Below are 25,063 nucleotides of genomic sequence, written 5' to 3'. Positions count from 1 at the left end.
GCTACTTCTTCATGGCGCAGTCCTGCGCATAGCGGTCGGCGGCGTTTTCCTGAGCCACGCCCAGCAGGCGCAGGGCCAGCTCACCGTTCTTGTCGCGCTCGACGCGCTGCACATAGATGTTCTGGATGGGCATGTGGTTCACGTTGAACTTGAACGCCCCGCGCACGCTGTCGAATTTCGTGGTCTCGAGGGCTGCGCGCAGCTTGGCCTTGTCGATCTTGTCGCCGCCGATGTCGCGCAAAGCATGGTCGATAAGCATTACGGCATCGTATTGCGAGGCGGCATAGCTGGAGGGATCGCGCTTGTATTTAGCCCGGAAGGCGGCCACGAACTTCTTGTTCGCCGCATTGTCCAGGTCGGCGCTGTAGTGGCTGGAGATCACCACGCCCACTGCGTTGTCGCCGAAAGAGGGAAGGAACAGCGTATCGACTAGGCCGGCATTCGAGTAAAGCGGAATCGTCTTGGAAAGCCCGGCCTGGGCGTACTGCTTCACGAACGCAATGGCCGCGCCGCCCGGGTAGAACGCGAACACGCCGTCCGGCTTCGCGGCCCGTATTTGCGCCAGTTCGGCCGAGAAGTCCAGCTGCGCCTGAGGCGTGAAGACCTTGGCAACGGTTTCACCCTTGAAGCTGCGCTGCGCGCCGCCCACGTGGTCCCAGCCCGCCTGGTAGTCCATGCCGATGAAGTAGGCGCGCTTGACGCCGTGGGCCGACATATAGGTGCCCATGCCCTCGCTCCATTGGTCGTTCTGGAAAGCCACGCTGTAATAGCCCGGATTGCATTCTTTGCCGGCCAGCGGCGACGGCCCGCCGTTCGACCCCACCAGGGTCAGTCCGGCCCTGGAAATGGGCTTGACCATGGCCAGGATCTCGTTCGACGCCGTAGCGCCGGTAATGACGTCCACCTCATCCTTCTCTATCAGCTTGGACGCCTCCTGCACGGCCGTGCCGGGCACCCCGCGCGAATCGGCGCTGAACAATTCCACAGGGTGGCCGCCCAGCTTGCCGCCCAACGCTTCCAGCGCCAGATCCAGGCCGCGCTTCTGCTCGGCCCCCAGTACGCCCAGCGGACCGCTTTGCGCGGCAATGAACCCCAGCTTGACGGGTTGCACCGCGCCGGCCTGGGCGGCGCACAGCAAGGACGCCAGCCCCAATGCGATTTTCAATTTCATCGACATGATTAGTCTCCTGTTTTTTGAGTAATGCTTTTTGATAATGTTTATGGATGATGCTTTCTAGCTTTGCTTCGTGTGATGCTCTTGGTCCAGCGCCTGACCGGCCTGGTATGCCTGCAGCGCCTCGCGCAGGACGAGCGGCATATCAATGGCGCGGCGCTCTCCGCGCGCCACGCAAATTGGTGTAAGCCGCGCGACGAATACCGTTTCGCCGGCCAAAGTGCGCCCATGCATGACCAGGGTGTAGGTGCGCGAGCGGATCTCGCCCACCGTGACCTCTACGTCGAACTGCTCGTCCGGGCGCAGCGAACGCTGGAAGTCGAAGGTCAGGCCCCGCGTCGGCGTTCCAAAGCCGTGCCTGTCCTTGGCATGCTGCGGCCCTTCGCCGAACAGATGCCGATAGAACAGCTCGGCCGCCGAGATCACGTACTCGCCGAACACCACGGTGTAGACCACGCCAGCGGGGTCGCAATCGCCCCACTTGACGGTCCGGCGTATGGTGAAGGGCTGCGTGCCGATTACATGCTCCGTGCTGACCATCATCGCTTGACCCCTTGCCCGGCCTGCTCGCCTTCTTCGGCCAGCCGCTCGGCCACCATCTTGCGCAGGGCCACCTTGTCCACCTTGCCCACCCGGGTCGTGGGAAACTCATCCACCACCTCGATGCGCTCGGGGCACTTGAACTTGGCCAGGCCCATTTCCGTCAGGAAGGCGATCATCTCGGGAATGGTGGGCGCCGTATGCCCCGGCCGCACGATGATGTAGGCGCATGCGCGCTCGCCATACACAGGGTCGGGCATGGCCACCAGCTTGGTGTCGGCGATGGCGGGGTGATGGCTGATGCAGCCCTCCACTTCCTCGCAGCCGATTTTTTCTCCGCCGCGATTGATGTTGTCGCGCAACCGGCCCTCGAAGGCGTACCAGGAACGGCCTTCCAGGCAGTGCTCGGTGACCAGGTCGCCACTGCGCACGAAGCCGTCGTCGGTCAGCGCCTCGCGCGTGGCCGCGGGGTCGCCGTAATAGCCCAGCAGACTGGAAGGCCCCCGGAAGCACATCTCGCCCGTCGAACCGGCAGGAAGAATGCGGTCCGTGCCCGGCTCGCGTATGGTGATCTCGTCGTCCGGGCAGCCGCTGGTTCCCTGGGTATGGTGCCGCACGAACGCCGGCTCGCCGGCCTGCGAGCCCAGCAACAGGCCTTCCGTAATGCCGTACAGATTGGAGCAGGGCACGCCCAGATGCTCCTCCAGGGTGTCGGACCGGCTCATGGTGGCGAACAGCTTCAGCGACGACAGGTCATACTTGCGGATGCCTTGGAACGCAATCAGCTGCGGGGCTATGGGGCCTATCGACAGGCCGTGCGTAACGCGATGCTCTTGAATCAGCTCCAGCATGCGCTGGATATCCACCTTGGGCATCAGCACCGTGGTAACGCCCAGCAGCACCATGGGCATCATGGCGTAGATCTGCCCGGCATTGTGCATCAACGGCAGCGACCAGATGACGCGGGACGATTCATCGATGGCATACCGCCTGGACCAGCCGGCGCTATGGCCCAGGTATTCGCCATGGAAACGCGGGATGATTTTCGGCAGGCCGGTGGAGCCGCCCGAAAGCTGGAAGGCCAGCACGTCGCGCGGTCCAACGGGCACGTCTTTCAGCCGCTCCCGCCCGCTTTCCGGCGTATGCCGTGCAATCAGGGCCTGCAAGCCATGGCCCGGCATCGACGGCGTGCCGCGCGCCACCACCAGGTGACGAACATGCTCGTTCTTGTCCATCATCTTCTGCGCAAACTCCACCAGGTCGAAGCTGCTGAAGTCGGCCTGCACGAAATACGCCGTGGCCTGCGACATCTGCATGAGCTTGCCGATTTCCATTTCGCGGTACTGCGGCACCGCGCACACCGGCACCACGCCCGCCTTGTAGCAGGCCAGCACGGCCAAGGCGGTTTGCAGCGTGCTGCCCATCTGGAAGATGGCACGGTCGCCCGGCTTCAAACCAAGGTCCAGCAGCGCCGCCGCCAGGCAATCGCTTTGTTCGTTCAATTGCCGATAGGTAAGCGTGCCCTCGTCGGTAATGTAGGCCGGCCGGTCCGGGTGGCGCGTGGCGCTCTTGCGCAAGGCCCCACCCACCGTGTCGTCGACCCAGGCTCCGCTGCCCAGATAGGCCCGCGCCTTTTCCTCGGTCTGGTACACAACCCCTTCCAGGGGGTTCAGTATGTCTTTCACTTGTCTCTCCTTTACGCCGCCGCGTCGTCTCGCCTAAGGCTCTATGCGAACGCGGTCGCGGTCGAACACCGTGATGCGTCCCTGCAGGCCGCCCGTGAACAGCCCATACCAGACGGCGGGCTTCACGCCCAGCTCTTTGCGGCTGAATTCCATGGGCGACTGCGACTCGATCACCGCATAGTCCTCCAGGCTGTCGTCCACCTTGCATTGCGGCGACCGCCGGGCCGCCTCGATCAACGCGGCGAACTCGGGCACTTTCAAAACCAGCACCCGCGCGGCACCCGGGCTTGCGTCGGACAAAAGCAGCCTGGACTTGCGGTTCCAGACGTCGTCGATGGCGCCAATGTCCTGCACCCCGCGGGCGGCCTCGTCCTCCAGCTCCATGGCCGCCTGCAGCGTCAGCTCCGCGTCGGTCGAATCGCGCTCCTGCAGCGGACGCAGCTTGCGCGTGATCTCCACGAAATAGCCGTTGGGATCGCGAAAATAAATGGATTCGATGATTTCGTGGCGGGTTTCGACGGAAACCTCCAACCCCTTTTCCTCCAGGCGCGTCTTCCAGGCCTTGAGCTCTTCTTCGGTATCCACCTGCCAGGCGGTATGGGTGGCGTCGAAGACATGATCCTCCGGCCAGGGCTTGGCGTGCTTCTCGCGGCCCAAGCCTGCGGGTTCCGACGAGCCCAGGTAGTAGAAAAACGCAATGGTGCTGCCCTTGCCGCTGTCGAAAAAGAAATGCAAAAAGTCTGGGTGCGTGGCCGGCCCCCAGCCTCGCGCGGAAATCGTGTGGATCAGCGGCAGGCCAAGCACGTCGCGATAAAACGTAATGGTTTCGCGCAGCCTCCAGGTGGGGCGGGCCGTGTGGTCCACCCCTTTCAACACCAGGCTGCTCGTCGAAGCAGATGACATGATTCGTTCCTTGAAAACATGGAAATGGAAAGCCCGGGCACGCCGGGCGCCCGGATCGGCTACCCGGGAAAATGCTGCCGCAGCCATTCCTGCACGATACGGCCCGCCACGTAGCGCCCCGGCTCTTCGCCCGCGGCCAGGGCGCGGCCGTGGTGATCGCCCCTTACGCGTTCGTGCCGCTTTTCGGAAGCACCGATGGCCGAGAATATGTCGCGAATGATGGACGGGAAGCAGGCCTGGTCGCCGGTGTATTCCACCAGCAGCGTAGGCTGGCGGATGGCTGGCGCCGACTTGGCCAGCAAGGCGTTGGAAGAGATTCCCGACCAGGTCGATAGCCAGCTTTCCGGCGAGCACAGCCGGGCAAAACCCACCGAACCGTAGTTGGAAGCGAACGGGTCGCCGCCCCACAAGGTGCCGTACTTGCGGTCCGAAGGGTCCAGCGACAGGTCGTAGCAGCGCAGATCGGCGTTGGTGCGCCATACCTGCATGATGGGGGTATGGGCGCCAAGCCGGCGGTCGGCGGCCGATCCGCCCTCTTTGGCGCGGCCGCGCGCCTGCATGCGCCGTTCGATCAGGGCATGCGCCATGGCGTCCAGGCGCTGCACGCGCTCGTGCTGCCCCTGGCGATAGCGCCGCACAAACTCGGCGCCGTAGCGCGCCCCGGTTTTGGCGTCGCCAAAGCCATTGGCCTCGTCGAAGGGGTCCAGCGAGGCATCCACGGAAAGCGGGTCAGACTCGTCGATGACCGAAGGATCGATGCATTGCATAAGCAGCGCGCCCTGGCCGGGATGCGGCGCCAGGAAAACCATGCCGTCGGGCTCAACCATGGCCAGTTGGTCCAGCTTGGTGGCCCGCCCGCCCGGAGTCTTCTTGATGCGGTCGGCGGGCGCCAGCGAGGCCTGCTGCGCATACAGGCTGTACAGCCCGCTGCCCCCCGAATTTCCCAGCAGGACAATGCGCTTGAAGCCGGCCTTGCGCAGGAACTCCATGCCGGCCGCCACGTCGTAAAGCGCGAACTCGTGTTCCAGGCGAAGGTCGTTGCCGACCGAGCGCGGCCACTGCGACCAGGCCGCATAGCCCGCTTCCACGATGTCCGGCACCAGGTAATGGCACGCCATGAATTCCCGGGGATGCATGATGCACACCACCGTATCGGTGGCGGTGGCCGGACGGTACAGCGCACCACCCGTGGCCGCACCGTCTTGCGTGCGCAGCACCACATTGCTGGTGGCGGCGCCTTCCGGCAGCCCGCGCGGATTCCAGTCGGTGTTCAGGAACCCGGCCGTGGCTTCCTGCGGCTTTGCCGCACCGGTGGCGGCGTCTTTGCTGGTCGGCGATTCACTCATGATTTCTGCCTCCTTTTTTATATTCTAAGACATTTTTGACACAAGTGTGAAATTATTGTCGATAAAGACAACTAGGTGTTTACACCGAGACGCGGGGATTTGACGCTCATGTCAAAAATGGCGCATAGTGCAGTCGGGCCTGCGCCCACCGCCGGCTTGCCTTATCATTGGCCGGAAAACCGCGGTTGCCGCGCAGCCCCCACGCACCGCTCCCCTTCGCAACCGACAAGAAAGCTGAACAACAATCGTGCCCAAGACTTCGCCCAAGAAATCCGCACCCGCCCCCAAGTCCTCGCGCCGCGAGCTGCTGCAGGAGTCCATACTGGAAGCCGCCTCCACCTTGTTCATACAGCGCGGATTCCAGGGCACCAGCATGGGCGATATCGCCGAGGCCATGGGCGTTACGCGCACCGCCATCTACTATTACTTCCGCAATAAAGAAGCCATACTGCGCGAGCTGACGACGGAAATAACCGGCATGGCCGGCAAGCAGGCGGCCCAGGTCGACGACAGCAATTCAGACCCCATGGAGGCACTGCGCCAGCTGGTGCTGAAGCATGCCCGGCTCATACTGGGGCATCCGCTGCAGTTCCGGGTCGTCGAGCGCAACGAAGAAAACCTCTCTCCCGCCCTGCGCAAAGAGGCCGAGGCATCGCGCCGGCTGGTGCTAAGCCGCTTCCAGGCGGTAATCGAAGCCGGCATGCAGGCCGGACAGTTCCGCATCGTCGACCCGAAAATCGCGGCCTTCGCCATTCTGGGCATGTGCAACTGGTCGGCGTGGTGGTTCAGCGCCAGCGGCAAGGTGCCGCTGGAAGACGTGGCGCAAATGCTCGCCACTTTCGCCCTGCAATCGGTGGTACGCGGCGAAGAACGCCGCTCGCGCGAGAACAGCGTGGACGAATCCCTGCGCCAGCTGCGCGAAGACCTGGCGCTGCTGGAGCGGCGGTTGCATAATCCCTAGCCAGCGCCCTTCAGCCAAAGACCTTCCAGCTGCGCAACTTGCCCTCGTCCTGGGGAACCACTTCGGTGGCAAGCACCGCCAGGCACTTTGGGCAGAATCGCTGCCTGAGAACGATTTCCCTATCGGTGAACAAGCCAGGGTCGGCCCGGATCCCGGGCCCTAGTTCAGAGGATTTCCGCTCCAGCCTGAGCGCATGCGCCAATGGGTCGCCATGCGCATCGCCAAGCGTTTCCGAACAATGGCTGCAAACGGTGGACACACCATCGTCGGCCAGCTTGATGTTGTCGTCGAAATTCACGATTATCTCCTGGTCAATGAAACGCTTCAGCGGCGCGCTTTTCACGCAATGCTTTCCTGGCCGCTTCCGTTGCGGGAACATCCACGGTTCCGTTCTCAGCCAAGGCAACGCCATAGACTTCGATGGCGGCGCGCCTGGACACTTTCTGCCTAACGACGTCGCGCGCAACCAGAATCGGGTTTCGCAATAGCGGATCGCCATAGCCACCGCCGCCTTGCCAATGGGTGAAGTACACATCGCCATCGTTCAGATGGGTTTCCAGATGCTGCTGCAACACCTCGGCAGTTCCCTGCAAATCGTCCAGAGCGCCCGGGATCCGGCCAGCCGCCAGCATCTGCCTGGCATTCGTGTCTCGCAACAGCACATCGTATTGCGTGCCCGCGGGATAGCCCCCGCTCAGCCCGGTTGCCTGCGGCAAGGCCTTGCCCGTCGCCGAAACGACCAGATGCACGCCGCCTATGGGAGAGTCGTACGGAATGAAGCAACTGGATCCACCCGCGCCGCCCCTGAACCGGCCCGCTCCGCCTGAGTCCATTTCCTCCCTGCGCCAAAGATAAAGCATCGGGAAACTGAACTCGTTGATTTCAACGTCGGCGACCCGGCCCATCGGAATACAATTGAGCCCGCCCGTATCGACGCCGTCCTGATCCACCCGCGCACCCATGCCGCCCGCCATCGAGTCGCAAATCATCGTCACGAACGGGTTGCCCCTTTGATCGAGGCCGGCCAGCAATGCCAAGTCCCAGGTTCCGCAGCACACGCACATCAGCGACTTGCGATGCTCGGGATGAATGGACAGCATGGTTCCGACCGTTTCGGAAACGACATTCTGCGTGGCCCAGGCCGATGCTACAGAAGCCTTGCCAATGCCCGCGGGAAAATTGCAATTATTGATGGTGCCGGGCTCGCTGATGATGTCGAAACACCGGTAAAGCCCGCCCGGAGCCCACGGAATGTCGCCGCAAAGCATGGTCAGCACTATCGGCATGATCCCTCCCCTCAACCCGGCGAGAGTGCAATTGGCGAATCCCTCGACCTCTTTGTCGGTGCCGGTGAAGTCGAACGTCAGGCGGTCTCCCTTTTTCGTCATCTTCAGGGTGATCTTGTATACGTTGCGGTCTCCGCTGCGGAACGAATCCTGATGCGCCACGCCCGACCACTCGCCATCGGGAAGCTCCAGCAACTTCGCCCTGAGACGGCTCTCGGCATCGTTCATCATGCGCTTCATCACCGCTTTGACGGTCTTGGCGCTGTACTTGGCAATCAACTGCGTCAAGCGTTCCTGCGCAATATTGTTGGCGCCGATCTTCGCGCGCAGATCGAGCGCGATCAGGCGCGGCACTCTCGAGCGCCGCAAATACATATCTTCGATATCACTACGGATTTCCCCCTCTTCCACGATCTTTACGGGCGGAACGGGCGTCGATTCCCAAAATACATCCCGGCCCTCGACCGACCAGCTCCCGGGAGACACGCCACCCAGATCCACTTGGTGGCAAACTGCCGCCGTCCAGCCGAATAGCTCGCCTTCGTGAAAAAGCGGCGCCATGATCGTGGCGTCGTTCTGATGCAGGCCGCCGCCTATCCATGGATCGTTGCAGAAAAACATATCGCCGGGCCGGATGCCCGGATTCACTCCCCGGTTCTCCAGCGTCCACTTGACCGCCATATCGACCGATGCGGCCAGCTGGGTGTTGTAAAGCCCAACAATCACCGAGTCGCCGCATTCGTCCAGAATAGTGGCTCCAAAATCGTTGCAATCCGTGACCACGACCGAGCCGGACATGCGCTTGAGCGCATCGCCCATTTCCCCGGCGATGGACGCCAGCCGGTGTCGAATCACCTCGTACGTCAGCGGATCTACCCCCGCCACATCGTCGTCGCTGACTGAATGCAGCGTGAGCCCACGCGCCAATTCCCTGGTTTGCGCGGAGGGTTTCAGCTGGTAGGCGAATCGCTCGGACCCCGCTATATTGATTAACGGCATGATGTCTCCTTGATAATTGAATTAAGCGGCGGCAAGCCGTAATACCAAGTTGCCCAGTCGATCGACCGTGCCACGGCTCCCTTCCGGTACGGCAATGGTGGTGGTGGGCGTCTCGACAACGGCTGGGCCGTCGACCTGGGCGCCCGTCTTCAGGGCGCGATAGTCATAGATCCTGGTTTCCTGCCAGCCCTTCCTGACATCCAGGAAGACCCGGCGCGTGCCGCTGCTTTGGGGAACGCCCGTGGCATTCTCGAAATCGGGAAGCGCTGTACGGATGGGTAGCGCGCCCACAGCGCGCACCCGATAGGTGATCACCTGCAGCCCGGCATCGGCGAACCCCGAGCCTTTGCCATAAAGCCGCTCGTACAAGGCCTCGAAGGTTCGGCCGACTCCCTCGATGGCCTTCGCATCCAGTACGCCGGAGGGAACGGGAGTGGTCACCTCCGCCATCTGCATCGTGTAGCGGATCTCGGCCTCGCGAACATAGTCGACTTTCTGGAAGTCCAGGCCTTGCTCTTGCATGCGGCTGCGAAGTTCCTGCTCCAGTTTCTCGTAGCGCTCGTTGATCGTCGCAGGCTCGACCGGCCAGTTCGACGGATCCGAAGCTTCGGCGGTCAGCACGATGTCCGACGATGCAAGGCCGTATGCGGAAAACACGGCCGCGGTTGTTCCCAGGGGAATCAAGACTTCGCGCGAGCCGATATCCGCCGAATAGCTTGCCGCATGCACAGGGCCGGCCCCGCCAAACGAATAAATGACGAAGTCGCGGGGATCGTGCCCGCTATTGACGACGACCTTGCGCACAAGATCAGCAGTTTGGGCATTTTGTATCGTGTATATGGCCGCGGCGCCTTCCTCCACGGTAAGGCCCAAGGGCTCCGCGATCTTGGTACGGATCGCATCTTCCGCCAATTTCCTCGATAGCTTCTTGCGGCCTCCAAGAAAATTATCCGGGTTGATGATTCCAAGAACCAGATCGGCATCCGTCACCGTCGGCTCGACGCCCCCTTCTCCATAACATACAGGGCCTGGCCTGGCGCCCGCGCTGCGCGGCCCGACGCGAAGGTTCCCGCCGCCATCGATCCAGGCGATGGCGCCCCCGCCCGCCCCTATCGTCTGCACGTCCACCATCGGCGTATTGATCTGATGCTGGTTCAAGACCGTCGTAGTCGTCGTAATCGGCTTTCCGTCCTGGATCAGCCCGACCAGGAATGTCGTCCCCCCCATATCCGTCGAAATAATGTTTTCATGCCCCAGCGCTTGCGCAAGATGCAGGCACCCCACCACTCCGCCGGTCAGTACCGACCCCAGGGTGCTCACGGCGTGCTTGGGGGCATGAGCGGCTTGGACGCATCCGCCGGATCCCTGCATCACGAGAAGCGACCCTGCCAGGCCCCGTTTCCTGAGCTCGGCTTCCAATGGGTCGAGATAGGCGGCCAGCTTGGGGCCGACCTGCGTATTGACGATGGTGGTCGAGCTGCGCGTATATTCGCGTATGCGCGGGCTTATTTCATGAGATACGGCAACATACATGCCTGGCGCCATCTCGTTGACGATTTCACGGATACGGGTTTCATGGGCCGGATTGCGAAATGACCATAACAGCGAAACCGCAATGGCTTCCACACCCTGCTTCATCAACCTGTCCACAGCGCTGCGCACGCCATCTTCATCCAAAGGAACAACCACGGCGCCTTTGTAATCGACCCGCTCGTCAATCTCCTCGACCAACGACCGAGGCACCAGGGGCTCGGGCTTGTTCGTCCTGGATATGTTCTGGATTTTTTCTGGATCCAGCCCGACATACCGTCCCTCCAGATTCATCATCGCGATCGAATCAGCATGGCCGCGGGTGGTCAGGAACCCCACCTTCGCCACATCGCCCGTGACCACCGCATTCAACGTGGACGTCGTCCCGTGAATGATGTATTGGGTCCTGCCCAGCAACTCTGAAGTCTGGATCCCCAGCTCCTTCGCCAGCTCGTCGATGACGGCAAGAAATCCGCGTGAAAAATCAGGTGGCGTCGAAGGGCTCTTTGCAGCGGCGATCGTTCCATTCTCGCCCGCCACAAACCCATCCGTAAAAGTTCCGCCAGTATCGATGCCAATAACGTAACTCATGCTGTTTATCTCCTGTCCTCTATTTGAAATTCCGTCTTTCCTTCATGAAACCAAAGCATCAAGCCCAAGAATATGGTCGGCGGTCTTCTCTGCCATCATGATGATGGGAGCATTGATCGGCCCTCTGACAATTTTCGGTATCGCCGATCCGTCGACCACTCTCAACCCGTCCACGCCACGTACCCGCAATTGCTGATCCAGCACCCCCATCGGATCGCCCTCCACGGCCATCTTGCACGTCCCCGCCGGGTGATGCAGCGTAATGGCGGTTTTTCGAATGAACGCATCGATGTCCGAATCGCCGACGGCGGACGGCCCGGGCGCCAGCTCTTCCGCGATGAACGGAGCAAGCGGCGGCTGCTCGCCGATGCGGCGCATCGTGCGAACCATCTCGCGAACAGCAAGACGATCCGACTCCGTGGAAAGGAAATTCTGCTGAATCCGGGCAGGCTTCGCGGGATCCGAACCAGCAAGCCTGACCGTGCCCCGGCTTTCGGGAGCCAGGAATACGCCCTTGATGGCAAACGCATCGACGTAAGGCTCGAGAAACGGCTTAAGATAAGGCCCTGCCGTCATCGGCGCGGCCGCCAGCATCAACTGGGCATCCGGCAGCTCCAGCCCGGGACGGCTCCGCACCAGCCCCACGGACGCCGCAGGCACTTTCCCGGACAGCCCGGTGCCGAACAGCCAGGTCCGCAGAATATCGACTGCAATCCGATCCAGCCGCAACGCGCGGTACAAAGGCCCGGGCGAACTGCGGCGCCACTGGACGTCGCAAACGATATGGTCATGCAGGTTCTCGCCCACACCCGGCAAATCGACGAGAGGCTCGATGCCATGGGCGCGCAATGCATCCGCCTTGCCGATACCGGACAGCATCAATAACTGCGGCGAATTGATGACCCCGCCGCACACAATGACCTCCCGGCTGGCACGCGCCAGTTCCGTCCCGCCGCCGCTCGAGTATTCGACTCCCACGGCGCGGCCGCCCTCGAAAACCACTTTATGCGCTAGAGCTCCCGAGCATACCGTCACGTTTTTCCGGGCCACTGCCGGCCGCAAGTAGGCGGAAGCCGCACTCCAGCGGCGGCCGCGGCGGATAGTGGCCTGCATCGGCCCGAACCCATCCGCGCTGATCCCGTTGTAGTCATCGTTGTCCGGGTAGCCCGCAAGCTCGACGGCTTGCATGAATGCATCCAGCAATGGGTCTTCGTAGTTCAAGCGCGTCACGGCAAGAGGCCCCGAATCGCCGCGGAATTCATCCGCGCCGCCCTCCCACGACTCGCTGCGCTTGAAGTAAGGCAGAACTTTGCGGTATGACCAATCGTGCAGCCCAAGCTCCTGCGCCCACTGGTCGTAGTCCTCGCGCATGCCCCTCGCATAGGCCATGCCATTGATGGACGTGCAGCCGCCCAGAACACGCCCGCGCGCGCATTCGATGCGCCGGCCATCCAGCCCCGGCTCGGGCTCGGTAAAGTAGCCCCAATCGTAAAGCCGGTGCTTCAAAATCAGCCCCCAAGTCAGGGGTATCTTGATGACTGGCGAACTATCGGATCCGCCCGCCTCCAGCAATAGAATCCTCAAACCCGGATCCATGCCCAGTCGATATGCAAGCGTGCAGCCGGCCGACCCCGCACCAACGATTATGTAATCGTACTCAACCGTCCTGTTCCCATGGGCGCGCATCAATGTCATCCAAAACCTTGTGATTTCGTGGCGGCGCGGAAAGCCGACAAACTCAGCCGATCTTGCCGATACTCCTGCGTCAAGCACACTTTATGTTGACTAAAGATATACGTCCAATCGAAAATAAGTCACTAAGATATAGCCATATGGCTATATCATGATATTTTCAGGATGCTTGCAATGCGAGGCTTCGATACCCGTCTAAGTATTCAAAAACTCGAGGTTTTTTGCGCCGTGGCGGAGCTGCAGAGCATTACGCGCGCTTCGGACTATCTCTGCGTCACCCAGCCCGTCATCACCTCCCATATTCAAACCCTCGAAGACAAACTGGGAACCAAGTTGATACGCCGCGAAAGACGCGGCATCGTATTGACTCAGGCGGGGATCCGGGTCCACAAATGGGCCCGGGAAATGGTCACGCGAACACGCGAGCTCGAACGGGAATTAAGCGGTTCAGCCCCCAACGTGCCCGGCGTCGTAATCGCCTCGTCCATGAGCGTGGGCACTTACCAGCTGCCTGGCATCCTCTGCAACTTCCAGGCCAGCCATCCCGACGGCATGGTGAAACTGTCGATATCAAACCCGCAGGTCGCGCTCGAAGAAACGCGAACGGGCGCAAGCGACTTTGCCGTGGTGATTATTTCGCCCGACCAGAACCTCGACGGCCTGGTTCTGCATCCCCTATGGGACGAGCCCCTGCTTTTGGCCAGCGCAATCGACAGCCAATGGGTGGGAAATGAAGTGCAGCGAGACCAGATATCTCAATTGCCGTTCATCAGCACGAACAACAGTTCGGTAATGCAAAAACTCGAAGAAGGGCAACTGCGGGCCAACGGCGTAACCTCCCGGCGTGTCGTAATGGCGCTTGGACACCCAGAGGCTCAGAAAGAAGCCGTGCGCCGCGACGTGGGCGTCTGTTTCTTTTTCAAATCGTCAGTGATCAACAGCATTACCCGCGGCGAACTACGATCCGTGCATACCCCCGGCCTCGCAATGTCAATTCCGCTTTATCTGGTACACCGCAAAGACAAGGAATTCTCGCCATTCCAGCTCGAACTCACGCAGCATATCAAATCGGCCCGCCCCCCCGGGGTGATACCGTTCGGAGAGAGCAGGCCGCAAGCTTGAAATCGGCAGCGGGCGGGCAGATGCCCGTGTCGCGTTAAATCCCTTCCACGCCCGCGGCGTGCGCCTGTTCGTCGGCGTGGTAGGAAGATCGCACCATGGCGCCTACGGCGGCGTGGGTGAAGCCCATGGCGTAGGCTTCGCGTTCGAACATCTTGAAGGTGTCGGGGTGCGCATAGCGCAGCACCGGCAGGTGGTGTTCGGACGGCTGCAGATACTGGCCGATGGTAAGCATGTCGACATTGTGCGCGCGCAGGTCGCGCATGACTTGCAGGATTTCTTCGTCGGACTCGCCCAGGCCCAGCATAAGGCCCGACTTGGTGGGCACGTGCGGGTACAGCGCCTTGAATTCGGACAGCAGCTTTAGAGAATGGTTGTAGTCCGAACCGGGGCGCGCCTGCTTGTACAGGCGGGGCACGGTTTCCAGGTTGTGGTTCATGACGTCGGGAGGCCCGCCGTTGAGGATTTCCAGCGCGCGGTCGAGGCGGCCGCGGAAGTCGGGCACCAGCACTTCGATGCGCGTGGAGGGCGACAATTCGCGCACCTTGCGTATGCATTCGACGAAATGGCCGGCGCCGCCGTCGCGCAGGTCGTCGCGGTCGACCGAGGTAATGACCACATAGGAAAGCTTGAGCGCGGCAATGGTGCGCGCCAGGTTTTCGGGCTCGTTCACGTCCAGGGCGTCGGGGCGGCCGTGGCCCACGTCACAGAAGGGGCAGCGGCGCGTGCACTTGTCGCCCATGATCATGAACGTGGCCGTGCCCTTGCCGAAGCATTCCCCGATATTAGGACAAGAGGCTTCTTCGCACACGGTATGCAGTTTATGTTCGCGTAATATGCGCTTGATGTCGTGGAAGCGCGAGCCGGGCAAGGCCGCCTTTACACGGATCCAGTCGGGCTTTTTAAGGCGTTCGGCCTGGACCACCTTGATGGGAATGCGCGACGTCTTCGCCTCGGACTTTTGTTTTTGGGTGGGGTCATACCCCGGCTGGGCGGGAACGACGCGAGGACGAGGGGAAGGCTGGTCAACCGGAGTAGTCATATACATTCCTGCATGTAGGCTTTTGGCCCCATGCGTAAAAAGATAGGCGGCCACATGGGCCGTGGCATGAACACATGCCCGCACGGTAGCGCGAACCAAGCTATTTTAACGCGCCGGCAAAATCCCCGCAGGAAAACCCTTATACCGGAAGGATATTCCGCCACACTTTCTACGAGCGGCTTATCGCCGCGCTCAGCCGGCGCGCCAGCTCTTCGCCCACCCCTTCCACCGTGGCATCCACCCCGCAAACCGCCAGATCCACGGTGCGCAGGCCCTCGTAGCCGCAGGGGTTGATGCCCAGGTAAGGCGCAAGATCCATGGCCACGTTCAAGGCAATGCCGTGGTAGGCGCAGCCATTGCGCACCTTGATGCCCAGGGCGGCAATCTTGGCCAGTTCGCCACCCTGGTCGGCCATGGGCACGTACACCCCCGGCGCGCCCGGCTTGCGGCAGGCGCCGGCAAGGCCCAGGTCGGCCAGCAACCGTATGGTTACGTCTTCCAGCAGCGCCACGTATTCCTTCACGAACAGGCCGGCGCGGCGCAGGTCGACCAGGCAATACGCCACCACCTGGCCCGGGCCATGGTAGGTAACCTGCCCGCCGCGATTGCTGCGCACCACGGGAATCGCGCCGCTATTGAGAATGTGCTCGGGCTTGCCCGCCTGGCCCAGCGTGTACACGGGCTCGTGCTCGACCAGCCAGATGGCGTCGGGCGACTGGGCGTCGCGCCCCTCGGTGTAGTCCCGCATGGCCTGCCAGACTTCCAGATATGGCGCGGGACGCGGCCACCATTTATGCGCAATCATGACTCTTTGCCAAACAGGATGTACAGGCTTGAACCGTGCGAATCGAAGCAAGGAACGCGGGCTTGCGGCATGGCGCCATCACAGAACAATGGACACCATGGGATGGCCGTGCAGGGCACGGTACAGATTGTCCAGCTGCTCGCGCGACGTGGCCTTGACCGTAAAGGTCAGCCCCAGGTAGGTGCCGTTCTTGCTGGGCCGCATTTCAACCGTTGCGGCATCGAATTCGGGGTCGTACTGCAAAACGACTTCGACCAGAGTTTGCGCAAAGTCGGGATGCGCCTTGCCCATGACCTTGATGGGGAAAAAGCTGGGGTACTCGATAAGGGATTGATCGGGCGGAATTTCGGGCGGCATGGTCGGCATGAAACTACTCCACGGCTCGGTCGTAACCGGCACGCAACTTGGCATAAACGGCGCCGGGACGGCCTGCGCCCACGGGTTTGCCGTTATACCGGACTATCGGCAACACCTCTTTCGAGGCGGAAGTAAGCATCAGCTCGTCGGCTTCGTCGACTTCGCGCTCGGAAATCGGCCGGGCCTCGAACGGCACACCGGCCTCAAAGGCGAGCTGCTCCAGGAAAGCATAGCGCACACCTTCCAGGATAAGGTTGTCGCGCGGCGGGGCAAGCAGCGTGCCGTTCTTCACGACCCATATATTGCACGACGAACCTTCGGAAAGACAGCCATCGCGAAACTGCACGACTTCATCCACCCCGGCGTCCACGGCGGCCTGCTTGGCCAGCACATTGCCCAGCAGCGACGTGGTTTTGATTTCGCAGCGCAGCCAGCGGATGTCGGGCAGCGAGATCGCCGTCAGCCCCTGCTCGCGCTGCGCCGGCGTGGGACGCTTGAACGGCGACACCATGGCAAAAATGGTGGGCGCAACGCCCTTGGGAAAAGCATGGTCGCGCCTGGCCACGCCGCGCGTCACCTGTATGTACACCAGGCAATCGCCGTTTTTCGGCGCGTATCGGGCAATAAGATCGAACACCAGGACTTCCCATTGGGCAAGCGTCCAGCCGGCATCGATGCGCACGGACTCCAGGCTGCGCTGCAGCCGCGCCAAATGCCCGTCCATGCGAAACGGCTTGCCGCCATATACCGGCACGACATCGTAAATGCTGTCGCCAAAGATGAAGCCGCGATCCAGCACCGAGACTTTGGCATCGCCCAGGCGAACGAAATCGCCATTCAAATACACCATGCTGTCGTTGTCGACATCCGGAATCATTGCACCAACGCCTGTTCAAGCCGAAAGTAATAAGTTTAATCCCCGCGGGAAAAACTGTTTAATCCACCAGCCGTTCACGTTACGCCGAAAGCCCGAAGGCGCCCGCGCGCTGCCGGCATTACCCTTGTTCTGGGAACAGCCAGCACCTTGGCCGGCCTTATGGGGAGAAGCAGGCAGGCGATGAAACCATGCGAGACGGGTATGCCCTGCACCGGCATACCCTGGTGTGTGCTGGCTGCGTCCCGCCAGCGCAAACCAGGGCGGCGAGCGACGGGCGCTGACGACCAGCCGTTATTGGAACATCAGGCGAACCTTGTCGACCAGGCGCCCGAAAATGCCGGCCTGGGCAACGTCGTTGAGCACCAGCAAAGGCTCTTGCCTGAGCTGCTTGCCGTCCAGCGTGAACACCACCGTGCCCACCTTGGCGCCCTTGGTGAGGGGAGCGATAAGAGGCTGGGTATAACGCGCCTCGGGCTTGACGTCGGGACCCTTGCCGCGCGGCACTGTGAGCCACACCGTGGAAGGCTGGCCCAGCCCGACGGTATCGGCCTGGCCCTGCCACACGCGGGCCTGCACCAGCGGCTTGGCGCCATCGAGCACCTTGATGGTGTCGAAGTTCTGGAAGCTCCAGTTCAGCAGCTTGAGGCTGTTTTCGGCGCGAGCGGAATCGCTGGCCGCGCCGACCAGAACCGTGACCACCCGGCGGCCGTCGCGCAAAGCGGTGGCGACCAGGCAATAGCCCGCCTCGGACGTATGGCCGGTTTTCATGCCATCGACGGTGGGATCCGTCCACAACAAGCGGTTGCGGTTGTGCTGCTTGATTTTGTTGTAGGTGAATTCTTTCTGGCTGTAGTAATGGAAGTACTGCGGAAAGTCTTTGGCCAGGCGCATGGCCATGATGCCCAGGTCGTACACCGTGGTGTAGTGCTCGGGGTCGGGCAAACCCGTGGCATTGGCAAAATGCGTATGGGTAAGCCCCATCTTGGCCGCTTCCTGATTCATCAGCGCCGCAAACGCCGATTCGCTGCCGGCCACGGCTTCGGCCAGCGCCACCGTGGCGTCGTTGCCCGACTGCACGATCACGCCCTGAAGCAGGTCGTCGACCGACACTTGCGTGTTCACCTTGGCGAACATGCGCGAACCCTCGGTTTTCCAGGCCTTCTCGGAAATGTTCACCTTCTGGTCGAGCGACAGGCGCTTGTTCTCGATGGCCTGGAAAATGACGTAGGCCGACATGATCTTGGTAAGCGAGGCCGGCTCGATTTTTTCGTTGCCGTTTTGCGCCGTAATGACCTGCCCGCTGTTCGCGTCGATGCTGAGCCAGGCCTTGGCGGCCAGTTCAGGCGCGGGAATCGACGAAAGCTGACCGACCGTGGACAAGGTATCCACCGCAGCCGCGGCTGCCGGCGCGGATGCGGCGGCGCCGGCGGGAGCCGACGCCGCAACCGGAGCGGCGGCCTTTTGCTGGGCAAGCACCAGCGCCGGCGAGAAGGCCAGCACCAGGCTGATTGCCAGGCAACGCGACTGTTTCTTGAGGGGGAACGAGTGTGCGGTGTGTGTCGGCAGCATAGAAATCAATGGATCATCCAAAAAAGTGGGAAGTGGGAAAACCCCGACCATTATAGGCAGTGCGACGCGCACATTAAACCGCGCGCCCTGGGGTTTTGAGAGCCAATACGCAATTATTTGCTACGAAAATCCATAAATGATTACCAAATGGCCACATCGAGCCGACTATCTGACGATCGCCTGAAAGGCGCGCGACAAAAGGCGCTACGCGAGCCGGCCGCGCACGCAATTCAAATCCGCTTCAAGCGCCCAGGCGCCCGGCCACGGGCGGAACGGGATTGATCAATGAACACCCGCCCACAGCGCCGCCAGCCGTTCTTGCACCAGCCGCCTCAGCATGATGAGCTTGCCATGGAAGAAGTGCGACCCTTCGGGCACCACCACCACCGGCAGGCCGCGCGCGCGCGCGAAGTCCATGGCCTCGGCCAGTGGCACGACCTCGTCCGCCTCGCCATGAACGAGCAGCGTATCGTCGGGCACCACAACCTCGCGGAACCGGAACCGCTCTACCGCCGAGCCGACCAGAATCAGCAAATCGGGCAACGCCGCTTCCCCGGGAACAGCCCGCTCGTCCTGGCCTTGGCCCGGCGAAGCCGCAACCGTCGTGGCCGCCGCCGGGTCACCGCCCCGCAGCGCCCCCTTCTCCTCGGCCAAGATGGAGTACAGTTGCGCCGCCACCGAGGTGCCAAAGGAAAACCCCGCCAGCACCCATTTGCCGGCGGCGGCTTCGGGATGGCTTTGCACGAATTGGCGCACCAGCTCGCGCATGTCCGCCGTTTCGCCCACCGCCTTGTCGAACTCGCCGGCCGATTCCCCCACCCCGCGAAAGTTCGGCCGCACAGCCACCAGGCCGTCCTGCAAACAAGCCCGCGCTATCGTGGTCACGATCTTGTTGTCGCGCGCACCGCCATGCAAAGGATGGGGGTGCAGAACCAGCGCCCAGCCCCGGGGCTCGGACTCGGGCCATTCGACCACGCAATCAATGGCGCCGGCCAGGCCCGTGAATGAGGTTTTTCCCATGTTTACAACCATAATCCGATTAAAAAAAGCATAATATCCCTGTATGGAAAACAGGCAAGCAAAAATGCTTTTGCCGGCGCCTCCACGACACAACCATAAAAATAACATCCATGACCGCCACGCCCGACACCGCCGCCGCGCTACCCACACCGCAATCGCTTGTACAGCAACTGCAGGACGACCTGCCGCAATTCAAGCAAATCGAATGGTCCGAGCGCACGTCGTCCACCAACGCCAACCTGCTCGCAAAGGCGCGCACCAACGAATACCAGCTGGCCCGGCCGTGGCTGGTGGGCGCGCACCTGCAGGAAGAAGGCCGCGGCCGCGCCGGCCGCACCTGGCAAAACCGCGCCGGGGCCAACCTCATGTTCTCGTGCGCGTTCGATATCTTCGTGCCGCAGCTCCTGCTGCCCGCGCTGTCCCCCATGGCCGGCATTGCCGCCTGCGAGGCGCTGCGCGGCTTTCTCGACGCCGAGCAGCTCAACCACCTCACCATGAAATGGCCCAACGACATCTTGTGGAAGTCGGCCAAGCTGGCGGGCATTCTGGTGGAAACGACCCGCGCCGGCACCTCGCGCCTGAGCGCCGATCATCACGTCGCGATCATGGGCATCGGCATAAACCTCGACGATGCCCGCGCGCTAAGCCGGTCGCTGAACCGGCAGGTCGCCGACTGGAGCGAAATCGCCGCCTGCTGTCCCGACGCCGCCGGCACGCCTATCCATGCCCTGGTCAGCGCCGTGGCGCAAGCCTGGTACGACGCCATCAACACGCTCATGCGCCACGGCTTCGAGTCCTTCCCCGTCCGCCATGCCCATCTCGACGCCCTGGCAGGCCAACACGTCAACGTACTGGACAACGGCCGCATCATCAACGCCGGCATCGCCTGCGGCATCAACATGCATGGGCAGCTCATGGTGCGCACGCCCGACGGCGCCGTTCCCATCACCGTGGGCGAGGTTTCGGTGCGGACATGATCATTCTTATAGACGCCGGCAATACGCGTATCAAATTCGGCTGGGTCCAGCCGGACACCAGCCATCGCGAATCCAAGGCGCTGGCCCTGCCGCACGCGGAGCTCGAGCAGGTCGACGCCTGGCTGCGCCAGCTTCCCGCGGCCCCCTCCGGCGCCATCGGCGTCAACGTGGCCGGGGCCGCCATGGCCGGCCGCCTGCAGGCGCATATGGCCAAATACATTCCGGCCATCGACTGGGTCGGCAGCCAGGCCAGCGCGCTCGACGTGCACAACCACTACCGCCAGCCGGGGCAGCTCGGCCCCGATCGCTGGGTGGCCTTGCTGGGCCTGGCCCAGCGCATGCGAACCACGCATCCATCCGCGCCCGCCATGCTGGCCAGCTTCGGCACCGCCACCACCATCGACACCCTGGTTCCCCAGGATAGCCCGCTTTCCGGAAACACATACGCCGACACCGGCAACGCCTCGCCACGCCAAAACGACACGGCAGGCCCTGGCCAGCGCTACGCCTTTCGCGGCGGGCTGATCCTGCCCGGCCCGGCCCTGATGAATGCCTCCCTGGCTCAGGCCACGGCCCACTTGCCCGAAGCCCAGGGCCCCACCGCCGAGTTCCCCACCGACACGCACCAGGCCATCGTCACCGGCATCGCCGCCGCGCAGGCCGGCGCCGTCTTGCGCCAATGGCTGGCAACGCTGGAGTCATGCAGCGCCGCGCCCCGCCTTTATGCCTCGGGGGGCGGATGGCCCCTCGTCAAAGATGAAACCCAGCGACTGCTGAACGCCGCGCAAGCGCGGCTGGGCGTATCCGGCGATCCCATAGAATGGCTGGCCAACCCTGTTTTGGACGGGCTTGCCGGCCTGGCCCGATTTGCGCCAAACTGCGGCGATCAGCCGCAAAAAGAATAGCCCATGAAATTCCTGTTCATTCTTGTCGTCATCGCCAACCTGGCCGTCTTCGGACTGGGCATGGGTTTCTTCGGCAAAGCGCCCTACAGCCAGGGCCTGCAACCCAACCCTCCGCAGGAAATCAACCCGCAGGCCATACGGCTGGGCGCGCCGGGCAGCGCTACGCAGCCCGGCTAGAGTACGGCCGCCTCAGGCCGCGTGCCGGCGGCTGGGAACGCGCGGCAGTTCGATGGACATTCTGGGCATCCCGTTGTATTCGGTGTCGAACACCGCATGCCCGCCCATGGCGCCGCCCAGTTCGGCGACGTCGTTGCCGCTTTTCAGCACGTGGAGGCTGGCCAGGGACATGGCTGTATCCTCGTCCTTGCTCAAGATGGCGTCCAGCAACTCGTCGTGTTCGCCCCAGGCCTCGAGAAGATGCTTGGCATAGTCGGCCCTGCGCGTGCGATAGGGGTTGATGCGCTTGCGGACATGCAGGATCTGCTCGACCAGGAAACTGTTGCCGCACACGTAGTACAAAGCTTCGTGGAACGCCTTGTTGTATTCGATGAAAGCTTCCACGTCGCCGCATTGCGCCGCGGCCTTGCCGCCGGCATGCACCTTGCGCAGCATATTGATCTGCTCTTCGTTGATGCGGTGGATCACCAACTTGGCGGCCAGGCTTTCCATTTGCGCCAGCACCTCGAACAGCGATGCCAGTTCACGCGCCGACAGCGGCACCACAAAAATGCCGGAGCGCGGAATGATCCGGACGAACCCCAAAGTGGCCAGTTGCAGCAATGCTTCGCGCACGGGTGTGCGCGATACGGAAAAAAGCTCGCTCAATTGCGATTCGTCCAGCGACGCCCCTGGAGGCATCGTGCCATTCACAATGCGAGACTCGATTTCCGAGCGCACGCGGTCAGTAGCAGAAATAAACATTATGCTTAAGGTTAAAGACAATTCCACAATTTTAGACAATATTTATAAAAACAAACGACGAGTATTGACCAAAATTAACCGTTAATTACACGACTGACTCGGCAAACATCAAATGCGGGAAGCCTGGCTACTTCCTCTACAATAAGCGCATCGAACGACTCTGCCGCCAACGCGACGCACTGCATCCCAACTCATGAAACCCATACGTAAAGCTGTTTTCCCCGTTGCCGGCATGGGCACGCGTTTCCTGCCCGCCACCAAGGCCATGCCCAAAGAAATGCTGCCCATCGTCGACAAGCCGCTGATTCAATACGCGGTCGAAGAGGCCATTGCCGCAGGCATCACCGACCTTATTTTCGTGACGGGCCGGAACAAGCGCGCCATCGAAGACCATTTCGACAGCGCCCCCGAACTGGAAGCAGAGCTGGCCGCAAAAAACAAGACCCAGCTGCTGGAGATCGTGCGCAACGTCATCCCCTCGTACGTAAACTGCATCTACACACGCCAGCCCGCCCCGCTGGGGCTGGGCCATGCCGTGCTGTGCGCCGCTCCCATCGTGGGCAACGAACCCTTTGCCGTCCTGCTGGCCGACGACCTTATCGACGCCCCCACCGCCGCCACGCAACAGCTTGTCGAAACCGCCCACCAGCAAAACGGCAGCGTGCTGGCCATACAGAACGTGCAGCGCGAACACACTTCCAAATACGGCATAGTCTCGGGCGACAAGGTCAACGGCAAGACCACGCTGGTAAAGGGCATAGTCGAAAAACCCAGCCCCGACCAGGCACCCTCCACCCTGGCGGTCGTAGGCCGGTACGTGCTGGAACCCGAGATCTTCGAGCATTTGCGGCGCACCCAGGCGGGCGTGGGCGGCGAAATCCAGCTGACCGACGGCATCGCCAGCCTGCTGCAGGAGCGCAGTGTGTTCGGCCACCAGTACGAAGGCACCCGCTACGACTGCGGCAGCAAGGAAGGCTTTTTCCAGGCCACCATAGAACTGGGCCGCAAATACCACGGGCTGCAGTAGCCAAGCGGGGGCCGCCGCCGGGGCGACGGTCTGTGTAACGCCCGTTTCAGTGGATTTCGCGGCATTGGCAACCATTGCCAGGGTTCGCGCGCGGCACGATAATACTTAATGCCGCATGCCGCTGCAGCCCAAACCATTCGCTGACGTACACCTTTCGTTCTTCCCAGGGTAAAACGCCATGGAACAGTTATCGAACGCCACGCTGGGCCAGGTGCCCCAGAACATCGTCAAGCCGTCCTACGACCGCAGCGCCGTACCCACACGCATCGTCCATTTGGGCTCGGGCACCTACCACCGCAGCCATTCAGCCATCTACACCGACCAGGCCATGCAGGCCGGCGACGCCAACTGGGGCATCTTTGCCGCCAGCCTGCAAAACCGCGCCGCCAGCGACGCCCTGACGCCGCAAGACGGCCTTTACACCGTACTGGTCGACGACAACGAAACCCGCAGGGCGCGGGTCATCGGCAGCCTGAACCGGGTCGTCTGCATGGCCAACGCCCGGCAAGAGGTCGTCGACGCCCTCTGCTCGCCGCAAACCCAGGTCGTTACACTGACCCTTGCCGAAAAGGCCTACGCCTACGACGCCGGCCACGATTGCCTGGATGCTTCTCTGCCCCATATCCAGCTCGATCTCAACGCGCCGCAAAGCGCGCGCTCGCCGCTGGGCGTGCTGGCCTGGTCCATCTACCAGCGCAAGCTGCGCGGCCTGCCTCCCTTTACCCTGCTCAGCTGCGACCACCTGCCCGCCAACGGCAAAGTCCTGCAGCGCGTGCTTGAAAACTACATCGACCGCGTGCAGGACGACCTCAACGACCCAGATCTCCTTCAGCACTTCCTGGACCAATACGCCTGCCCATGCTCGCTGGTCGACCGCATGGCCCATGCCGCCACGGCCGCCGATATCGCCTCGGCCGAAACCCTGCTTGGCCTGCACGACGGCGCCCCCGTCGTCACCGAACCCTTCTCGCAATGGGTCATTCAAGACTGGTTCTCGGCCGACCGGCCCAAATGGGAAAGCGCCGGCGCCATCCTGGCGCCTCACGTCGCGCCGTTCGAACATGCCCAGTCCGTCATGCGCGACGCCGGGCAGTTCGCCCTGGCCCACCTGGGCGCCGTGGCCGGCTTCAAAACGCTGGCACAGGCCATGCGCGAACCCGAAATCGCCCGCTATATCGAGGGCCTGCTCGACGACGCCATCTTCGTCCTGCCCAAGCACACGGGCGACTGGGGCGCCTACAAGCAGGGCCTGCTCAAGCGCTTCGCCAACTCCGCCCTGGACATCTCCACGACCCAGACCGCCATCGACAGCTCTCCCGTCCTGGTGTCGGGCATACTCGAACCCATCAAGACACGCATGGCGCACGGCCAGAACATCGAACGCCACGCCACCGCCATCGCCGCCTGGATGCGTTATTTAACGGGCCGCAACGAGCGCGCCGAAGACCTGCACATCAGCGATCCGCAAGCCTCCGCGCTGTCGCAGGCCGTGCGCCTGGCGGGCGGACGCAGCGCCGGCGCCTTCGACCTGGCCGAAGCCCTGCTGGGCGTTCGCGCCATTTTCGGTGCCGAATTGCCCAACGATCTGGAGTTCACCCGGCGCGTCACCGCCGCGCTGCAAGACCTGCTTTCCGAGCGCACGGTGGGCGCCCTGAAGCTGTTGAACAACCCCGAACACCGGGCCATGTCGTCCTGACCGGCGTCGCATCGCCTGGTGCGCGGTTTCGCCCCACAGCA

23 protein-coding genes are annotated in these 25,063 nt (G+C 62.4%); 7 read left to right on the top strand and 16 right to left on the bottom strand.

Translation table 11 applies throughout. From position 1 onward, the window contains the following. Nucleotide 1: 1 nt before the first annotated feature. Genes VNT00_RS08670 through VNT00_RS08650 form a run of 5 tightly spaced genes read right to left on the bottom strand, consistent with a single transcriptional unit; the run spans nucleotide 2 to nucleotide 5,648 of the window. Nucleotides 2–1,177, bottom strand: a complete 1,176-nt coding sequence (locus VNT00_RS08670) for an ABC transporter substrate-binding protein (protein ID WP_325586486.1) — start codon at nucleotides 1,175–1,177, stop codon at nucleotides 2–4. 57 nt (nucleotides 1,178–1,234) lie between these two features. Then, nucleotides 1,235–1,714, bottom strand: a complete 480-nt coding sequence (locus VNT00_RS08665; protein ID WP_325586616.1) for an acyl-CoA thioesterase — start codon at nucleotides 1,712–1,714, stop codon at nucleotides 1,235–1,237. Further along, nucleotides 1,714–3,399, bottom strand: coding sequence for an AMP-binding protein (locus VNT00_RS08660; RefSeq protein ID WP_325586485.1), 1,686 nt, complete (start codon nucleotides 3,397–3,399; stop codon nucleotides 1,714–1,716). Before VNT00_RS08660 ends, VNT00_RS08665 begins: the two co-directional genes overlap by 1 nt. A gap of 33 nt (nucleotides 3,400–3,432) precedes the next feature. Continuing rightward, nucleotides 3,433–4,302 (bottom strand): VOC family protein, encoded by an 870-nt coding sequence (locus VNT00_RS08655; protein WP_325586483.1) that lies wholly within the window; start codon nucleotides 4,300–4,302, stop codon nucleotides 3,433–3,435. A 59-nt stretch (nucleotides 4,303–4,361) separates the two neighbouring features. Continuing rightward, on the bottom strand, nucleotides 4,362–5,648 hold the full coding sequence (locus tag VNT00_RS08650) for an alpha/beta fold hydrolase (RefSeq protein ID WP_325586481.1): 1,287 nt from the start codon (nucleotides 5,646–5,648) through the stop codon (nucleotides 4,362–4,364). A gap of 247 nt (nucleotides 5,649–5,895) precedes the next feature. On the opposite strand from VNT00_RS08650, the gene VNT00_RS08645 reads away from it, so the two are divergent. Further along, the gene (locus VNT00_RS08645; protein ID WP_325586479.1) at nucleotides 5,896–6,609 is read left to right on the top strand and encodes a TetR/AcrR family transcriptional regulator; all 714 of its coding nucleotides are present in this window, start codon (nucleotides 5,896–5,898) and stop codon (nucleotides 6,607–6,609) included. 10 nt (nucleotides 6,610–6,619) lie between these two features. Here the strand turns inward: VNT00_RS08645 and VNT00_RS08640 are convergent, their stop codons facing one another. Genes VNT00_RS08640 through VNT00_RS08625 form a run of 4 tightly spaced genes read right to left on the bottom strand, consistent with a single transcriptional unit; the run spans nucleotide 6,620 to nucleotide 12,701 of the window. Then, nucleotides 6,620–6,907, bottom strand: coding sequence for a hypothetical protein (locus VNT00_RS08640; protein WP_325586477.1), 288 nt, complete (start codon nucleotides 6,905–6,907; stop codon nucleotides 6,620–6,622). Between the two features lie 13 nt (nucleotides 6,908–6,920). Continuing rightward, nucleotides 6,921–8,894, bottom strand: coding sequence for a hydantoinase B/oxoprolinase family protein (locus VNT00_RS08635; protein ID WP_325586475.1), 1,974 nt, complete (start codon nucleotides 8,892–8,894; stop codon nucleotides 6,921–6,923). Between the two features lie 21 nt (nucleotides 8,895–8,915). After that, nucleotides 8,916–11,015 (bottom strand): hydantoinase/oxoprolinase family protein, encoded by a 2,100-nt coding sequence (locus VNT00_RS08630; RefSeq protein ID WP_325586473.1) that lies wholly within the window; start codon nucleotides 11,013–11,015, stop codon nucleotides 8,916–8,918. 42 nt (nucleotides 11,016–11,057) lie between these two features. Next, nucleotides 11,058–12,701 (bottom strand): GMC family oxidoreductase, encoded by a 1,644-nt coding sequence (locus VNT00_RS08625; protein ID WP_325586471.1) that lies wholly within the window; start codon nucleotides 12,699–12,701, stop codon nucleotides 11,058–11,060. A gap of 180 nt (nucleotides 12,702–12,881) precedes the next feature. Here VNT00_RS08625 and VNT00_RS08620 point away from each other — a divergent pair, with 180 nt between their 5' ends. Next, nucleotides 12,882–13,829, top strand: a complete 948-nt coding sequence (locus VNT00_RS08620) for a LysR family transcriptional regulator (protein WP_325586469.1) — start codon at nucleotides 12,882–12,884, stop codon at nucleotides 13,827–13,829. Between the two features lie 34 nt (nucleotides 13,830–13,863). Here the strand turns inward: VNT00_RS08620 and lipA are convergent, their stop codons facing one another. The 6 genes from lipA to VNT00_RS08590 all read right to left on the bottom strand — a co-directional run bounded on the left by lipA (nucleotide 13,864) and on the right by VNT00_RS08590 (nucleotide 19,508). Continuing rightward, nucleotides 13,864–14,868: a lipoyl synthase gene (lipA, locus tag VNT00_RS08615; protein WP_325586467.1), complete on the bottom strand. Its 1,005-nt coding sequence runs from the start codon at nucleotides 14,866–14,868 to the stop codon at nucleotides 13,864–13,866. A 169-nt stretch (nucleotides 14,869–15,037) separates the two neighbouring features. Next, on the bottom strand, nucleotides 15,038–15,673 hold the full coding sequence (gene lipB, locus VNT00_RS08610; protein WP_325586465.1) for a lipoyl(octanoyl) transferase LipB: 636 nt from the start codon (nucleotides 15,671–15,673) through the stop codon (nucleotides 15,038–15,040). A 78-nt stretch (nucleotides 15,674–15,751) separates the two neighbouring features. Next, nucleotides 15,752–16,039 carry a DUF493 family protein gene (locus VNT00_RS08605; protein ID WP_325586463.1) on the bottom strand — a complete coding sequence of 96 codons (288 nt, stop codon included), beginning with the start codon at nucleotides 16,037–16,039 and terminating at the stop codon, nucleotides 15,752–15,754. Nucleotides 16,040–16,043: 4 nt separating this feature from the next. Then, nucleotides 16,044–16,907 carry a D-amino acid aminotransferase gene (locus VNT00_RS08600; RefSeq protein WP_325586461.1) on the bottom strand — a complete coding sequence of 288 codons (864 nt, stop codon included), beginning with the start codon at nucleotides 16,905–16,907 and terminating at the stop codon, nucleotides 16,044–16,046. Between the two features lie 291 nt (nucleotides 16,908–17,198). Beyond that, nucleotides 17,199–18,476 (bottom strand): D-alanyl-D-alanine carboxypeptidase family protein, encoded by a 1,278-nt coding sequence (locus tag VNT00_RS08595; RefSeq protein WP_325586459.1) that lies wholly within the window; start codon nucleotides 18,474–18,476, stop codon nucleotides 17,199–17,201. Between the two features lie 282 nt (nucleotides 18,477–18,758). Further along, the gene (locus VNT00_RS08590; protein WP_414650910.1) at nucleotides 18,759–19,508 is read right to left on the bottom strand and encodes an alpha/beta hydrolase; all 750 of its coding nucleotides are present in this window, start codon (nucleotides 19,506–19,508) and stop codon (nucleotides 18,759–18,761) included. Between the two features lie 98 nt (nucleotides 19,509–19,606). Here VNT00_RS08590 and VNT00_RS08585 point away from each other — a divergent pair, with 98 nt between their 5' ends. The 3 genes from VNT00_RS08585 to VNT00_RS08575 are packed head-to-tail and all read left to right on the top strand — an operon-like array spanning nucleotide 19,607 to nucleotide 21,555. Further along, entirely contained in the window at nucleotides 19,607–20,473 is an 867-nt protein-coding gene (locus VNT00_RS08585) for a biotin--[acetyl-CoA-carboxylase] ligase (protein WP_325586455.1), read from the top strand. Then, nucleotides 20,470–21,378, top strand: a complete 909-nt coding sequence (locus VNT00_RS08580; RefSeq protein ID WP_325586453.1) for a type III pantothenate kinase — start codon at nucleotides 20,470–20,472, stop codon at nucleotides 21,376–21,378. Before VNT00_RS08585 ends, VNT00_RS08580 begins: the two co-directional genes overlap by 4 nt. 3 nt (nucleotides 21,379–21,381) lie before the next feature. Continuing rightward, entirely contained in the window at nucleotides 21,382–21,555 is a 174-nt protein-coding gene (locus VNT00_RS08575) for a hypothetical protein (protein ID WP_325586451.1), read from the top strand. A 12-nt stretch (nucleotides 21,556–21,567) separates the two neighbouring features. On the opposite strand, the gene VNT00_RS08570 is transcribed toward VNT00_RS08575, so the two are convergent. Beyond that, nucleotides 21,568–22,299, bottom strand: a complete 732-nt coding sequence (locus tag VNT00_RS08570; protein ID WP_325586449.1) for a GntR family transcriptional regulator — start codon at nucleotides 22,297–22,299, stop codon at nucleotides 21,568–21,570. A 193-nt stretch (nucleotides 22,300–22,492) separates the two neighbouring features. Here VNT00_RS08570 and galU point away from each other — a divergent pair, with 193 nt between their 5' ends. Next, complete coding sequence (galU, locus tag VNT00_RS08565; RefSeq protein WP_325586447.1) at nucleotides 22,493–23,326, top strand: UTP--glucose-1-phosphate uridylyltransferase GalU; 834 nt, start codon at nucleotides 22,493–22,495, stop codon at nucleotides 23,324–23,326. A gap of 178 nt (nucleotides 23,327–23,504) precedes the next feature. Continuing rightward, nucleotides 23,505–25,022: a mannitol dehydrogenase family protein gene (locus tag VNT00_RS08560; protein WP_325586445.1), complete on the top strand. Its 1,518-nt coding sequence runs from the start codon at nucleotides 23,505–23,507 to the stop codon at nucleotides 25,020–25,022. Nucleotides 25,023–25,063: the final 41 nt, after the last annotated feature.

Source organism: Eoetvoesiella sp., assembly GCF_035555955.1.
In the GTDB taxonomy this organism is placed as follows: domain Bacteria; phylum Pseudomonadota; class Gammaproteobacteria; order Burkholderiales; family Burkholderiaceae_B; genus Eoetvoesia.
The sequence above is the reverse complement of the archived record's forward strand: the minus strand, read 5'-3'. Positions and strand labels throughout refer to the sequence as shown.

Coding starts and splice junctions, on each gene's coding strand:
- VNT00_RS08670 (WP_325586486.1), bottom strand. CDS start 1,177: ATGTCGATGAAATTGAAAATCGCATTGGGGCTGGCGTCCTTGCTGTGC.
- VNT00_RS08665 (WP_325586616.1), bottom strand. CDS start 1,714: ATGGTCAGCACGGAGCATGTAATCGGCACGCAGCCCTTCACCATACGC.
- VNT00_RS08655 (WP_325586483.1), bottom strand. CDS start 4,302: ATGTCATCTGCTTCGACGAGCAGCCTGGTGTTGAAAGGGGTGGACCAC.
- VNT00_RS08650 (WP_325586481.1), bottom strand. CDS start 5,648: ATGAGTGAATCGCCGACCAGCAAAGACGCCGCCACCGGTGCGGCAAAG.
- VNT00_RS08635 (WP_325586475.1), bottom strand. CDS start 8,894: ATGCCGTTAATCAATATAGCGGGGTCCGAGCGATTCGCCTACCAGCTG.
- VNT00_RS08630 (WP_325586473.1), bottom strand. CDS start 11,015: ATGAGTTACGTTATTGGCATCGATACTGGCGGAACTTTTACGGATGGG.
- VNT00_RS08625 (WP_325586471.1), bottom strand. CDS start 12,701: ATGCGCGCCCATGGGAACAGGACGGTTGAGTACGATTACATAATCGTT.
- VNT00_RS08620 (WP_325586469.1), top strand. CDS start 12,882: ATGCGAGGCTTCGATACCCGTCTAAGTATTCAAAAACTCGAGGTTTTT.
- lipA (WP_325586467.1), bottom strand. CDS start 14,868: ATGACTACTCCGGTTGACCAGCCTTCCCCTCGTCCTCGCGTCGTTCCC.
- lipB (WP_325586465.1), bottom strand. CDS start 15,673: ATGATTGCGCATAAATGGTGGCCGCGTCCCGCGCCATATCTGGAAGTC.
- VNT00_RS08605 (WP_325586463.1), bottom strand. CDS start 16,039: ATGCCGACCATGCCGCCCGAAATTCCGCCCGATCAATCCCTTATCGAG.
- VNT00_RS08600 (WP_325586461.1), bottom strand. CDS start 16,907: ATGATTCCGGATGTCGACAACGACAGCATGGTGTATTTGAATGGCGAT.
- VNT00_RS08595 (WP_325586459.1), bottom strand. CDS start 18,476: ATGCTGCCGACACACACCGCACACTCGTTCCCCCTCAAGAAACAGTCG.
- VNT00_RS08590 (WP_414650910.1), bottom strand. CDS start 19,508: ATGGTTGTAAACATGGGAAAAACCTCATTCACGGGCCTGGCCGGCGCC.
- VNT00_RS08585 (WP_325586455.1), top strand. CDS start 19,607: ATGACCGCCACGCCCGACACCGCCGCCGCGCTACCCACACCGCAATCG.
- VNT00_RS08580 (WP_325586453.1), top strand. CDS start 20,470: ATGATCATTCTTATAGACGCCGGCAATACGCGTATCAAATTCGGCTGG.
- VNT00_RS08575 (WP_325586451.1), top strand. CDS start 21,382: ATGAAATTCCTGTTCATTCTTGTCGTCATCGCCAACCTGGCCGTCTTC.
- VNT00_RS08570 (WP_325586449.1), bottom strand. CDS start 22,299: ATGTTTATTTCTGCTACTGACCGCGTGCGCTCGGAAATCGAGTCTCGC.
- galU (WP_325586447.1), top strand. CDS start 22,493: ATGAAACCCATACGTAAAGCTGTTTTCCCCGTTGCCGGCATGGGCACG.
- VNT00_RS08560 (WP_325586445.1), top strand. CDS start 23,505: ATGGAACAGTTATCGAACGCCACGCTGGGCCAGGTGCCCCAGAACATC.